This window comes from Micromonospora sp. RTP1Z1 (assembly GCF_033804685.1).
In the GTDB taxonomy this organism is placed as follows: domain Bacteria; phylum Actinomycetota; class Actinomycetes; order Mycobacteriales; family Micromonosporaceae; genus Micromonospora.
Window position 1 is genome coordinate 36,298 of sequence record NZ_JAPFQV010000014.1, and the last position, 12,752, is coordinate 49,049.

12 protein-coding genes are annotated in these 12,752 nt (G+C 75.2%); 11 read left to right on the forward strand and 1 reads right to left on the reverse strand.

The features are described 5' to 3' along the window. The 10 genes from SLP03_RS10075 (at position 1) to SLP03_RS10120 (ending at position 10,497) form a co-directional block, all read left to right on the forward strand. Positions 1–1,209 carry a CehA/McbA family metallohydrolase gene (locus SLP03_RS10075; RefSeq protein WP_319460275.1) on the forward strand — a complete coding sequence of 403 codons (1,209 nt, stop codon included), beginning with the start codon at positions 1–3 and terminating at the stop codon, positions 1,207–1,209. Continuing rightward, positions 1,200–2,111, forward strand: coding sequence for a sugar phosphate isomerase/epimerase (locus tag SLP03_RS10080; protein ID WP_319460276.1), 912 nt, complete (start codon positions 1,200–1,202; stop codon positions 2,109–2,111). The genes SLP03_RS10075 and SLP03_RS10080 overlap by 10 nt, the downstream gene beginning before the upstream one ends. Further along, positions 2,108–3,244: a Gfo/Idh/MocA family oxidoreductase gene (locus SLP03_RS10085; protein ID WP_319460277.1), complete on the forward strand. Its 1,137-nt coding sequence runs from the start codon at positions 2,108–2,110 to the stop codon at positions 3,242–3,244. The genes SLP03_RS10080 and SLP03_RS10085 overlap by 4 nt, the downstream gene beginning before the upstream one ends. Next, a complete protein-coding gene (locus SLP03_RS10090) occupies positions 3,244–6,036 on the forward strand; it encodes a glycoside hydrolase family 38 C-terminal domain-containing protein (RefSeq protein ID WP_319460278.1) in 2,793 nt (930 codons plus the stop codon). Before SLP03_RS10085 ends, SLP03_RS10090 begins: the two co-directional genes overlap by 1 nt. Positions 6,037–6,373: 337 nt before the next feature. Beyond that, positions 6,374–7,579: a sensor histidine kinase gene (locus tag SLP03_RS10095; protein ID WP_319460279.1), complete on the forward strand. Its 1,206-nt coding sequence runs from the start codon at positions 6,374–6,376 to the stop codon at positions 7,577–7,579. Beyond that, complete coding sequence (locus tag SLP03_RS10100) at positions 7,576–8,040, forward strand: roadblock/LC7 domain-containing protein (protein WP_319460280.1); 465 nt, start codon at positions 7,576–7,578, stop codon at positions 8,038–8,040. Before SLP03_RS10095 ends, SLP03_RS10100 begins: the two co-directional genes overlap by 4 nt. A 25-nt stretch (positions 8,041–8,065) precedes the next feature. Continuing rightward, entirely contained in the window at positions 8,066–8,404 is a 339-nt protein-coding gene (locus SLP03_RS10105; RefSeq protein ID WP_319460281.1) for a DUF742 domain-containing protein, read from the forward strand. Then, positions 8,382–8,987 (forward strand): GTP-binding protein, encoded by a 606-nt coding sequence (locus SLP03_RS10110; RefSeq protein ID WP_319460282.1) that lies wholly within the window; start codon positions 8,382–8,384, stop codon positions 8,985–8,987. The genes SLP03_RS10105 and SLP03_RS10110 overlap by 23 nt, the downstream gene beginning before the upstream one ends. Positions 8,988–9,005: 18 nt before the next feature. Continuing rightward, complete coding sequence (locus SLP03_RS10115; protein ID WP_319460283.1) at positions 9,006–10,247, forward strand: styrene monooxygenase/indole monooxygenase family protein; 1,242 nt, start codon at positions 9,006–9,008, stop codon at positions 10,245–10,247. A gap of 79 nt (positions 10,248–10,326) precedes the next feature. Beyond that, positions 10,327–10,497 carry a hypothetical protein gene (locus SLP03_RS10120; RefSeq protein WP_319460284.1) on the forward strand — a complete coding sequence of 57 codons (171 nt, stop codon included), beginning with the start codon at positions 10,327–10,329 and terminating at the stop codon, positions 10,495–10,497. 93 nt (positions 10,498–10,590) lie between these two features. On the opposite strand, the gene SLP03_RS10125 is transcribed toward SLP03_RS10120, so the two are convergent. Beyond that, entirely contained in the window at positions 10,591–11,472 is an 882-nt protein-coding gene (locus SLP03_RS10125; protein WP_319460285.1) for an SDR family NAD(P)-dependent oxidoreductase, read from the reverse strand. A gap of 221 nt (positions 11,473–11,693) precedes the next feature. On the opposite strand from SLP03_RS10125, the gene SLP03_RS10130 reads away from it, so the two are divergent. Beyond that, positions 11,694–12,728 carry a nitronate monooxygenase gene (locus tag SLP03_RS10130; RefSeq protein ID WP_319460286.1) on the forward strand — a complete coding sequence of 345 codons (1,035 nt, stop codon included), beginning with the start codon at positions 11,694–11,696 and terminating at the stop codon, positions 12,726–12,728. Positions 12,729–12,752 lie beyond the last annotated feature (24 nt).

Below are 12,752 nucleotides of genomic sequence, written 5' to 3' on the forward strand. Positions count from 1 at the left end.
ATGGTCACGCACCGGGGCAGGTGGACGCTGCGGGACCGCGCGGAGGACGTGCTGCGGGCCCTGCCGGTGACCGTCGCGCCGGGCACCGCCGCGCTCACCGTACGACTGGACTACCCGCGCGCGGCCGGCGTGCTGGACCTCGGCTGCGTCGGGCCGGCCGGCTTCCGCGGCTGGTCGGGCGGGGCCCGGGACGGCTTCACCATCGCCGCCGACCGGGCCACCCCCGGGTACCTGCCCGGCGAGCTGGAGCCCGGCGAGTGGCAGGTGCTGCTCCGGCTGCACCGGATCCCGCCTGACGGCCTCGAATTCGAGGTCACCGCCACCACCAGCGCCACCTCACCGGTACCCGGACCCACGCCCGTCGCGCCGCCCCGGCCGGACCGCCCGCCCCGACCGGCGGTGCCGGACGTCGACGGCCGGCGCTGGCTCGCCGGGGACCTCCACGCCCACACCGTGCACAGCGACGGCGCGCAGACCATCGACGAGCTGGCCGCGCTCGCCGTCTCCCGGGGCCTGGACTTCCTCGCCGTCACCGACCACAACACGGTCAGCCACCATCCCTGGCTGCCCGGGTCGGCCCGCCGGTACGGCATCACCCTGGTGCCCGGGCAGGAGGTGACCACCGACCGGGGGCACGCCAACGTGTTCGGCCCGGTGGGCTGGATCGACTTCCGGGAACCCGCCGACCACTGGCTCGCCGCGGCGGAGCGGGCGGGCGGGCTGCTGTCGGTCAACCATCCCCTGGGCGGGGACTGCGCCTGGCGGCAGCCGGTGACCACCCGCACCCGGCTGGTGGAGGTGTGGCACTCCGGCTGGTGGGACCGCACCTGGGGAGCTCCGCTGGCGTGGGCGCAGGCGTGGCGGCCGGACGTCGTACCCGTCGGCGGCAGCGACTTCCACCGGCCCGGCGCGGACGCGCCGCCCGGAGCGCCGACCACCTGGGTGCTCGTCGACGGCGACCCGACCGACGAGGCGGCGGTCCGCGACGCGCTGGCCGCCGGCCGTACGGCCGTCTCCGCCGGCCCCGACGCGCCCCTGCTGCTGCGGCTCGGCGACGAACTGCTGGCGCTCGACGCGGACGGCGCGCTGCTCGGCTACCCGGACGGCCGCCACCGGGTGGTCCGCGGGGACCGGTGCCTGCTGCCGGCCGCCGACGGTCTGCACGTCCTGGAGTCCCACCGCATGGAGGTGATCGCACTGTGCCGCTGACCGAACGCACCAGAGTGGCCGGAGCCCCGGTCAACTACGGCATCTACCAGGCGACCGACCCGTTCGTCGGTCCGGACGAGCTGCTCGCGGCGCTGGCCGCGGACGGCTACACCGGCGTGGACTCCGGGCCGATCGGCTATCTCGGGACCGGCGAGGCGCTGGCCCGGCGGCTCACCGGGGCCGGGATCGGGCTCGCCGGCGGCTGGGTCGACCTGCGCTTCGCCGATCCGGACGGGTTCGCCGACGACCTCGCCCAGCTCGACGCGGCGTTGGCGGTGTTCACCGCCGCGCCGGTCGACGATCCCCGCTTCGCGCCCCGGCCCACCCTCGCCTGCCCCGGCAACCCGGCCCGGATGGCCCGCCCCGGCACCCCACCGGACCTGGCCTCCGCGCTGCCGGCCAGCGCCTGGCCGGACTTCGCCGCCCGGGTGCAGCGGGCCGTCGACCGCTGCCGGGACCACGGCCTGGAACCGGTGTTCCACTACCACCTGGGCACCGACGTGGAGACCGAGGCGGAGGCCGACCGGCTGCTGGAACTGACCGACGTCGCGGTCTGCCTGGACACCGGGCACCTGCTGCTGGCCGGCGGCGACCCGGTCGCGGCCGTCCACAAGTGGTCCGGCCGGATCGGCCAGGTGCACCTGAAGGACGGCGACCTGGCCGCGCACCGGCGGGTCCGCGACGCCGGGGGCGGCCTGGCCGAGGTGGTCGCCGCCGGCGGCTTCTGCGCCCTGGGCAGCGGCGACGTCGACCTCGCCGGGGTGCTGCGCGGCCTCGACGAGATCGGCTACGCCGGCTGGCTGGTGATCGAGCAGGACGCGCCGGCACAGGGCCGGGACCTGGACCGGATCCGCGCCGACCAGCACGGCAGCCGGCGGTGGCTGGCGCAGGCGCTGCGATGACCGAGGCGGGCAAGCGGGTGAGGATCGCGGTGGCCGGGCTGGGCGTCATCGCCCGTACGGTGCACCTGCCGCTGCTGCGGCGACGGGCCGACCTGTTCGACATCGTCGCGCTCAGCGACCTGTCCCCGTCCCGGCTGGCGGAGCTCGGCGACCGCTACGGGGTCGAGCCGGCCCGGCGGTACGCGGACGCGGCGACCATGCTGGCCGGTGGCGGCTCCGACGCGGTGCTGCTGGCGACCTCCGGCTCGCACGGCGCACTCGCCGCCGCGGCGCTGGGCCGGGGCCTGCCGGTGCTCTGCGAGAAGCCGCTCGCCTACACCGTCGCCGAGGCCGACCGGCTGGCCGGCTCCGGCGCGGCGCTGATGGTCGGCTACATGAAGCAGTACGACCCGGCGGTGGTCGAGGCCGCCCGGCTGCTCGACGAGATCGGCGGCCCGGCGGCGGTGCACGCGGTCGAGGTGACCGTCCTGCACGCCGCCGGGGACCGGCAGCTCGCGTTCGCCCACCTGCCACCCGCGCCGCGGGACGTGCCCGCCGCGGAGCTGGCCCGGCTGCGGGAGGCCGACGAGCGGCTGCTCGACGCGGCGGTCGGCGGGGACGCCGGGGCGCGCACGCTCTACCAGATCCTGATCAACAGCGTCTCGCACGACCTGTCGCTGCTGCGGCTGTTCACCGGCGCGCCGGCCACGGTCGACCACGTCGTGACCTGGCCGCTGGCGCCCGACGGGCCGGCCGAGCCGTCGGTGGAGATCTCCGGCCGGCTGCCCGCCGGCGGCCGGTACGGCATCCGGTGGCTCAACCTGCCGGACTGCCCGGCCTACCGGGAAACCGTGACGCTGCACCACGCCCGGGGTGCGCTGGAGCTGGTCTTCCCGTCGCCGTACCTGCTCAACGCGCCGACCACGCTGACCGCGGTGGACCGGCACGGCGGCGGCGAACGGCGGACGGTGTTCCGGTCCGTGACCGAGGCCTTCGAGCAGGAGCTGGTCGCCTTCCACGCGATGGTGACCGCGGGCGCGCCCCCGCTGACCGGCATCGCCGAGGGCGCGGCCGACCTACGGACCAGCCAACAGGTGGTACGCCGCTACGGGGAGCTGACCGGGGCGGCGATCGGCGGAGAGGCGGCGAGCTGATGGACCGACCGACCGAGATCATCGTGGTGCCGCACACCCACTGGGACCGCGAGTGGTACGAGCCGTTCCAACGGTTCCGGCTGCGGCTGGTGGCCCTGCTCGACGAGGTGTTCGACCGGATGGCGCAGGACGAACGCCAGCGGTTCACCCTGGACGGGCAGCTCGCCGCGGTCGACGACTACCTGGAGGTCCGGCCGGAGCGCCGGGAGCAGGTGGTCGCGCTGGTGCGGGCCGGGCGGCTGGCCGTCGGGCCGTGGCAGATCCTGCTCGACGAGTTCCTCTGCTCCGGGGAGAACATCGTCCGCAACCTGGAACGCGGGCTGGCCCGCAGCGCGGCGCTGGGCGGGGCGATGCCGGTCGGCTACCTGCCGGACATGTTCGGCCACATCGCGCAGATGCCGCAGCTGCTGGCCGGGGCCGGGCTGGCCCACGCCTGCGTGTTCCGGGGCGTACCGGACCGGGTCCGGTCCCACGCGTTCGCCTGGCGGGCGCCGGACGGCACCACGGTCCGCACGGAGTACCTGCCCGGCGGGTACGGCAACGCCGCCGGGCTGATGGACGACCCGCGCCTGGTCACCCGCCGGGCGACCGACCTGGCCGAGCGACTGCGCGGCTGGCGGCCCGACGGCGACGACACCCCGATCCTGGCGATGTACGGCGCCGACCACGCCGCGCCCGCGCCGGACGCCCCGGACCTCCTCGCCGCCGCCGGCGTCGACGGGGTGCACCTGCGGCTCGGCACCCTCGCGGAGTACTTCGCCACCCAACCGACCACGGTGGACGGCCTGCCCACCGTCACCGGGGAGCTGCGCTCACACGCCCGGGCGAACATCCTGCCCGGCGTGATCTCCGTACGCGCCCACCTGAAGCAGGCGATGGGCCGCGCGGAGCGGCGGGTCGAGCGGTACGCCGAACCCCTGGCCGCGCTCTTCCACGACCCGTCGGTGCAGCGGTTCCTCGACATGGCCTGGACCCGCCTGATCGACGCGAGCTGCCACGACTCGGTGACCGGGTGCGGCTGCGACGAGACCGCCGAGCAGGTGGCCGCCCGGCTGGCCGAGGCGGACCAGCTCGGCCGGGCGGTCTGCGACCTGGTGGGGGCGCGGCTGGCCGGCGCGGTGCCGCGCGACGGGCACCTGCTGTTCAACCCGACCCCGGCGGCCCGGACCGCCCTGGTCCGCCTGGAGGTCGAGGCGCCCGCGGACGGGCCGGTCGGGCTGGTCGGCGCCGACGGCCGGGTCGCGCCCGCCCAGGTCCTCGACCGGGCTCGGACGCTGCTCGCCGACGACCTGGTGCCGGCGGCCGACCTGCCGGCGGTGCTCACCCGGGTGCACGGGCGCGAGCTGTACGGGCAGGAGATCACCGCCTGGTCGGTGTCGCCCGACGACGCCACCCTCACCTTCGAGGTGGCCCGGCACGGCGACCCGACCTTCGACGTCGAGGACGTACGGCTGGCGCTCGCCGCCGAGGGCGGCCCGGACCGGTGGCGGGTGCGGATCGTCGCCGCCCCGCGGCTGACCGTCGCCGCGCTGGTCGAGGTGCCGGCGCTCGGTCTCGCCGCGGTCCGCCCGGTGGCGCTGCCCGCGGACGGCCCGACGGCGCGGGCGAGCGGCGCCGCGCCTGGACCGGCGGAGGCCGGAACGCCGTCGGTGACGGTCGTCGACCGGGCCGTCGACAACGGCCTGCTCCGCGTCGAGGTGGCCGAGGACGGCACGCTGCGGCTGTCCACACCGGACGGCCTGAGCGTGGACGGCTTGGCGCGGCTCGTCGACGGCGGCGACGTGGGCGACAGCTACAACTACGCCCCGCCGGCCGCGGACGAGCTGGTCGACAAGCCGCGCGCGGTGCGGACCGTCGTGGTGCACGACGGCCCGGTGGTCGCCGTCCTCGACGTGGTCCGCGAGTACCGCTGGCCGGTCGGCGCCGACGTGGACGCGGGCTCGCGCCGGGTCGACCGGGAGGCGGTCACCGTGACCACCCGGGTGGAGCTGCGGGCCGGTGAGCCCTTCGCCCGGCTGCGGCTGAGCTTCGACAACCGCTGCGACGACCACCGGGTCCGCCTGCACCTGCCACTGCCGGCACCGGCCCGCTCGTCCTACGCGGAGGGCCAGTTCGCGGTCGTCGAACGCGGGTTGACCGCCGAGGGCGGCGGCGGTGAGGTGCCGCTGCCGACGTTCCCCGCCTCCGGGTTCGTCGCCGCCGGGGGCGCCGAGGGGTCGCTCGCCGTCCTGCTGACCCAGCCGACCGAGTACGAGCTGACCGACTCCGGCCGGGAACTCGCCGTCACCGTCCTGCGGGCGATCGGGATGCTGTCCCGCAACCGGCACGCCCTGCGGGACGAACCCGCCGGCCCGCAGCTTCCCACGCCGCTGGCCCAGTGTCGGGGCGAGCGCAGCGTCGACTTGGCGGTGCTGCCGTTCCGGGGCGACTGGGACTCCGCCGGGGTGCTGGCGGCGGCCGAGGCGTACCGGCACGAGCTGTTGGACTTTCCGGGCGCCGGCGAGCCCTCCGGCGGGCTGCCGGCGCCGGTGACCGGCCTGACGGTCGACGGGGACGGCGTTTTGCTGACCAGCGTCCGGGACCGGGACGGCCGGGTCGAGTTGCGGATGGTGGCCGCGCGGGACACCAGGGCCGTCATCGGGGCCGGCCGCGGTGTACGCGGCGCGTGGCGGGCCGACCTGGTCGGCCGGGCGGGCGAGCCGTTGCCGGTCGACGCCGACAACCTGGTCCGGCTGCCGCTACGGGCGTGGGAGATCGCCACCGTGCAACTCGACCTGCCCGACCCGGGCTGAGGCGCGGCCACCGCGCCGGGCTCGGGCGGCCGACGTCACATCCGGGCCCGCCGGGCGGATCCCGGGGCGCCGCCGGTCCCGGACGCGTCCGACTGTTGCGTTTCGGCGGCCCAGGCCGATGAAGCATCCGTGAGAGCCAGGCGACGGGTGGGCGCGGACCGCACGCGACGGTGCCGGGACGGGTGTGAAAACTATCCTAAGTTGACCTTGACCGTTGCTATCGGCACAAGACGGTGGTTGACTGCTGCACCATGCCACAGCCGGTGATTACTGACAGGTCGGTATTTTCGTGAGAAACGCCGATATCACCCCAGTTCAGTTGGCGGGTCGACGTCGCATGACCTGGCGCCAGCGAGCGGCGCGCTGGCTTGATCCCACGGTCGCCCAGTGGGCCGTCGCACCACAGGAGACACCCCCGCCGCCTCCCCCACCGCCCGAGGAACCCCCGGCCGGCCCGTGGCCGGCGATCTGCGAACAGTTCGCGATGCGGATCCTCGCCTCGGCGTACCAGATGGGCTCCCACCTGGAGGCGGTGGAGGCCGACGAGCAGGACCCGGAACGCCTGGAGCGGCTCTACCGCATCGACCACGCGAACACCCGCATCCGACGGCACGCGGAGAACCTCCAGGTCCTGCTGGGCCGCCGGGTCGAGGACGCCGACCCGCAGACCGTGACCCTGGTCGACGTCGTCCGGGCCGCCGCCTCGGCGGTGGAGTACTACCCGCGCATCCGGGTGGGGCATGTCGTGGACCTGGCGGTGGTCGAGTTCGCCGCCGACGACGTGATCCGGGTGCTGACCGAACTGCTGGACAACGCCACCCGCTTCTCCCCGCCCACCTCGTCGGTGATCGTGTCGGCGTACATCACCGAGGACGGCAGCGTCCTGTTGCGGGTCGAGGACGCCGGCGTCGGCATCCACCCCGACCAGCTGCCCACCCTCAACGCCCTGCTCGCCGGCCGCCCGCTCACGCCGGTCACCCTGGACCCCGCGGCCCACCTGGGCCTCGCCGTCGTGGCCCACCTGGCCGTCGCCCACCACCTACGGGTCACCCTCACCAACCGGCCCTCGGGCGGGACGACCGCGACGGTCCTCGTCCCCGGCGCGCTGCTCTGCGAGAACACCGCCGCGGCGGGGCCGGACGTCACCGGACCGGCCGGGTCCGCGCCACCGGCGGCCTGGCCGCCCCCGCCGCCGGCCGAAGGGGGCCGGGTCCACCAATGGAGTACGCAGATGACCCCGGCCCAGGAGAGCACGCACGCGCCCACCGTCCGCCTCGCCACCATCGGCGGCCAGCCCACCGACCGGCCGGACGAGACCCGACCGACGACGGGGGGCGGGCTGCCCCGCCGGGTCGCCGAGAGCGTGCGCGTCGAGAACCCCACCGCCACGGCGCACCGGCCCGGCACCGCGGCCCCGCACCGGCCCGGGCCGCCCGAGGCCGGATCACCTCCTGAGGCCTGGCCGGACGAGACGGCGGCCTTCGCCGCCGGTGTCGACGAGGCCCAGACAACCCCGAACACCGACGAAGGACAGCTGCGATGACCCACGGTTTCCCCGGCAACGGCAACGGCGCGGCCGCCCCGGCGCACGGGCTGCCGGACTGCGCCTGGCTGGTCCGCCAGTTCGCCGACGACGTACCGGGTGTCACGCACGCCCTCATCGTGTCGCTGGACGGCCTCCAGCTCGCCGCCTCCCGGGACGTCACCCGGGACCTCGGCGACCAGCTCGCCGCGCTGACCGCCGGCCTGCTGAGCATGGCCGACCGCAGCGCCTCGCTGCTGGACCTCGGCGCCTCCGAGTACCTGACCGTCCGGCTGCCCCGCGGGCACCTGCTCTTCATGCGGGTCGGCGAGTCGGCGGGCCTGGCGGTCGCCGCCGCACCCGGTTGCGACCTGCGGGTCGTCTCCTACCGGATGACCCAGTTCGTCGGCGCGGTGTGGCACGCCCTGACTCCGCAGGTCCGGCACGAGCTGCATCGAATGACCGCCAGCCAGCCGCGCTGACCCGACGGAGCCGAGGAGGCTGACCATGCCGATGACGTACTGGAAGGTGCGGCCATACGTGCTGACCTCCGGTCGCACCCGCACCCGCCAACCACTGCTGGTGCACACCCTGGTGTCGGTGCCGTACTACGACGCCGCCTTCGCCTCGGGTCTGCTGCCGGAGGCCCGGTCCCTGTACGAGCACGCCCGCCGCGCCCGGTCGGTGGCCGAACTGTCCGCGGTGTGCGGGATGTCGCTCGGGGTGACCCGGGTGGTCGTCGACGACCTCGCCGCCACCGACCGACTGCAGATCCACGCCGACACCCCCACCCTCGACTTCCGCCTCCTGGAGAGACTGCGCGATGGCCTCCGCCGACTTGCCTGACAATCCCCTGCTGACGTCGGCGAAGATCGTCATCGCCGGTGGCTTCGGCGTCGGCAAGACGACCTGCGTCCGGTCCATCTCGGAGATCCCGCCGATCAACACCGAGGCCTGGATGACGGCGGCCAGCGAGCCGGTCGACCGGCTCGACCCGGGCATCGACAAGACCACCACGACCGTGGCGATGGACTTCGGCCGGTTGACCATCGGCGCGGACCTGGTGCTGTACCTGTTCGGCACGCCCGGCCAGCCGCGTTTCTGGCCGATGTGGGACGACCTGTGTCGGGGGGCGGTCGGCGCGCTGGTGCTCGCCGACACCCGGAACCTGGCGGCGTCGTTCCCGGCGGTCAACTACTTCGAGCAGGACAGCGACCTGCCATTCGTGGTCTGCGTGAACCTGTTCGACGGGGTGCTGCACCACCCGCTGGAGGACGTCCGCGACGCGCTCGCGCTGCCCGCCGGCGTACCGCTGATCGCCTGCGACGCCCGCGACCCGTCCTCGGTGGCCCGGGCGCTGCTGGCGGTCGTGGATCACACCATGGCCCGCACCACCCGACCCGCCGCGGGCGCGCTCGCGGCCCGATAGCCCAACCTGGAGGAACCCATGCGCAAGATCCTTATCGTCGGGGCCGGGCAGTCCGGGCTGCAGCTCGGCCTGAGCCTGCTCGCCGAGGGCTATGACGTCACCGTCATGTCGGCCCGCACGCCGGACGAGATCCGCCAGGGCTGGGTGATGAGCACCCAGGCGATGTTCGGCGCCGCGCTGCGGACCGAGCGCCGGTACGGACTGGACCTGTGGCAGGAGCAGGCGCCCCGGATCGACGGCCTGCACGTGTCGTTGTCCGCCCCGCCCGGTGAGCGGGCGCTGCGGATCCCCTGTCCGCTGGACGAGCCGGCGCAGAGCACCGACCAGCGGTTGAAGATGGCCAGCTGGCTGGAGCTGTTCGAGCAGCGGGGCGGGACGGTGCACTACCAGGGGGTGACCACCGCCGACCTGGACGGGCTGACCCGGCTCGGCCGGTACGACCTGACCGTCGTCGCCGCCGGTAAGGGCGACCTGGTGGGGTGCTTCGACCGGGACCCGCAGCGGTCGGTGTACCGCGCCCCGCAGCGGGGGCTGGCCGTCGCCTACGTGCACGGGATGACCCCGGACCCGCTGTGGCCGGCGCCGCACGTCAGCTTCAACGCCGTGCCGGGCCTGGGCGAACTGTTCGTCATTCCCGCCCTCACCCGCTCCGGACCGTGCGAGATCCTGTTCTGGGAGGCGGTGCCCGACGGGCCGCTGGACCTGTGGACCGAGCGGCGGGACCCCGCCGAGCACCTCAAGCTGACCCTCGACCTGGCGCGTCGCTACACGCCGTGGATCTACGAGCGGTGCCTCGACGTCGAGCTGACCGACGGGCGGGCCACCCTGTCCGGCCGGTACACCCCGACCGTGCGCCGCCCGGTCGCGGAACTTCCCTCGGGCGGTGTGGTGCTGGGCATGGCGGACGTGGTGGTGGCCAACGACCCGATCACCGGCCAGGGCAGCAACACCGCCGCGAAGTGCGCCCACTCATACCTGGGATCCATTCTGGAGCGCGACGACCAGCCGTTCGACCGGGAGTGGATGGCGCAGACCTTCGAGCGGTTCTGGGCCGGGGTCGGCCAGGCGGTCACCGGCTGGACCAACGCGATGTTGCAGCCGCTGCCGCCGCACGTGCAGCAGATCCTGGGGGCCGCCGCCGGCAATCCGGCGATCGCCCGCCGGTTCGCCAACGGCTTCAGCGACCCGAACGACTTCTTTGACTGGTTCATGACCCCGGAGGCCGCCGACCGCTACCTGGCCTCGGTCGCCGCCGGGTGACCCGGCCGGCTCCGCCGCGTTGGTTCGCCGCTGTGGCGGGTAAGCGTGGGGCTCCGGATCGAGTACCACGGAGGTGACCATGTCAGGTCGGGAGCAACTTCACGAGCTGCGTCAGCAGGCCCACGACAAGGGCATCGAGGGCAACTCCAAGATGACCGAGGGCGAGTTGCGCAAGGCACTCAACCAGGTCGGCAAGGGCGAGGATCCGCAGATGGCGAAGCAGATGGCGAAGCAGCAGGCGAAACGGTGACGCAGCGCTCATGACGCCGGGGCGGGCGGAAGCGCCCGCCCCGGCGGCGGCACATCAACCGGCCCTCGCCACCCAGGCCGGCTGACCCGCCGGTCAGGCGGTCACGTGGGCGCTGTCGCCGCCGGTCGCGGCGAACGAGGTGCCGCTGACCATCCGGGCCTGGTCCGAGGCGAGGAACACCACCAGCGGCGCCACCTCCGACGGCTGCACCCACGGGACGCCGAGCGGCGTCTTCGCGCGGAGCAGGTCGATCGCGGTCCCCTCGTCCTCGCCGACGTCGCCGGAGGGCGTCCGCCCGCCCTCGGTGATCGCCTGGGCGTACCGGTCCTCGTGCCGGGTCAGCACGGTGTCGACGAGGCCGGGGATCACCGCGTTCACCGTGATCCCGTGTCCGCCCAGTTCCAGCGCGGCGGACTTCATCAGCCCGATGATCCCCCACTTCGACGCGGAGTATGCCGCGCCGTTCTTCGTGCCGTGCTGCCCCTGGGTGGAGGACGTGAGGATGATCCGGCCTCCTCCGCGCCGGACCAGCAGCGGGGCGAACGCGCGCAGCACGTTCGCCGTGCCGGTCAGGTTCACGTCGATCTGGTCGTGCCAGTCGGCGTCGGCCATCTCCAGCAGCGGCCGGAACGCCTGGATGCCGGCGTTGGCGAAGACGACGTCCACGCCGCCCCAGGCCTGCTCGGCGGCGGCCGCCGCCGCCCGGACGGCGGAGATGTCCCGCTGGTCGACGACGTGTTCCCGCCACCGGGCGCCGGCACCGGTCACCCGCCGGCCGGTCTCGGCGAGGTCCTCCGCCGTGGCGGGCGGGTAGTCGAGGATGGAGCTGACCGGGCCGGCGACATCGATGCCGACCACGTCGGCCCCGGCCTGCGCCAGGGCGACGGCTGCGGCCCGGCCGACGCCCCGCGCCGCGCCCGTCACCACGGCGACCCGCCCGGTGAGCGGTCGCGCCGGCGGCGTTGCTGTGGACATCCGTGCCTCACCTCCGCGTCGCGGCCCCGGTACCCGACCCGATGCCCCGGCTGCCCTGGCCGCCGCCCGGCAGCTGCCGCGGCGTGTCGGCCGTCCCCTGCAACATAGACCGGCGGCATCGGTCGACGCCGGGTATCAGCCGGCCGGGCCGGATCTGCCTACAGCGTCGTCCACGTGCCGGCGGTACCCCTGCCCGCCGGCCAGCAGGGCAGACTGGGTGGGTGGACCGGGAACGGATAGCACTGCTCGGGGTGGACGTGCCGGTGGTCGCGGCGCCGATGGCGGGCGGACCCACCACCAGCCGGCTGGTCGCGGCGGTGGGGTCGTGCGGTGCGTTCGCCTTCCTGGCGGCCGGCTACCAACCGCCCCAGGTGACGGCGGACGAGATCGCCGCGGCGCGGGCCACCGGCCTGCCGTTCGGCGTCAATGTGTTCGCGCCGGCCCCGGTGCCGGTCGACGACGCGGAGTTCCGCCGCTACGCCGCCCGCATCGCCCAAGAGGGCCGGCCGTACGGGCTGGACCTGGCGGCGGCCCCGCGGACCGAGGACGACGACCACTGGGCGGAGAAGATCGCGCTGCTGGTCCGCGATCCGGTGCCGGTGGTCAGCTTCACCTTCGGGCTGCCGTCCGCAGCCGTGGTCCGCGACCTGCGGCTGGCCGGGAGCCGGGTGCTGGTGACGGTCACCGATCCGGCGGAGGCCGCCGCCGCGGCGGACCTCGGGGTGGACGGGCTGGTCGCCCAGAGCGGACACGCCGGCGGCCACTACGGCACCTTCACCCCGGCCTCCCCGCCGCCGGTGCGGCCGCTGGCCGAGCTGGTCGGCCTGGTCGGCGCCCGCACCGGGCTGCCCGTCCTCGCCGCGGGCGGCGTGGGCGGTGGCGAGGACGTCCGAGCGGCACTCACCGCGGGCGCCACCGCCGTGCTGGTCGGCACGCTGCTGCTACGGGCCGACGAGAGCGGCGCGTGCCGTACCCACCGGGAGGCGCTCACCGACCCCCGGCGGGACCGGACGGTGGTCACCCGGGCGTTCACCGGACGACCGGCGCGGGGGCTGCGCAACGACTTCATCGACCGGTACGAGGCGGACGCGCCGCTGGGCTACCCGGCGCTGCCCCCCCTGACCCGGCCGCTGGGGAAGGCTGCGGCCGAGGCCGGTGACGCCGACCGGCTGCACCTGTGGGCCGGCACCGGCTGGCGGGCCGCCCGGGCCGCCCCGGCGGCCGAGATCATCGCGGAGCTGACCCGGCCGCTCTGAGCTGCCGCCGACCGGCGACGCCCG

Bases quoted from the DNA above. Each gene is read 5' to 3' on its own strand.
- SLP03_RS10075 (WP_319460275.1), top strand. From the start codon at position 1: ATGGTCACGCACCGGGGCAGGTGGACGCTGCGGGACCGCGCGGAGGAC.
- SLP03_RS10085 (WP_319460277.1), top strand. From the start codon at position 2,108: ATGACCGAGGCGGGCAAGCGGGTGAGGATCGCGGTGGCCGGGCTGGGC.
- SLP03_RS10090 (WP_319460278.1), top strand. From the start codon at position 3,244: ATGGACCGACCGACCGAGATCATCGTGGTGCCGCACACCCACTGGGAC.
- SLP03_RS10095 (WP_319460279.1), top strand. From the start codon at position 6,374: ATGACCTGGCGCCAGCGAGCGGCGCGCTGGCTTGATCCCACGGTCGCC.
- SLP03_RS10100 (WP_319460280.1), top strand. From the start codon at position 7,576: ATGACCCACGGTTTCCCCGGCAACGGCAACGGCGCGGCCGCCCCGGCG.
- SLP03_RS10105 (WP_319460281.1), top strand. From the start codon at position 8,066: ATGCCGATGACGTACTGGAAGGTGCGGCCATACGTGCTGACCTCCGGT.
- SLP03_RS10110 (WP_319460282.1), top strand. From the start codon at position 8,382: ATGGCCTCCGCCGACTTGCCTGACAATCCCCTGCTGACGTCGGCGAAG.
- SLP03_RS10115 (WP_319460283.1), top strand. From the start codon at position 9,006: ATGCGCAAGATCCTTATCGTCGGGGCCGGGCAGTCCGGGCTGCAGCTC.
- SLP03_RS10120 (WP_319460284.1), top strand. From the start codon at position 10,327: ATGTCAGGTCGGGAGCAACTTCACGAGCTGCGTCAGCAGGCCCACGAC.
- SLP03_RS10125 (WP_319460285.1), bottom strand. From the start codon at position 11,472: ATGTCCACAGCAACGCCGCCGGCGCGACCGCTCACCGGGCGGGTCGCC.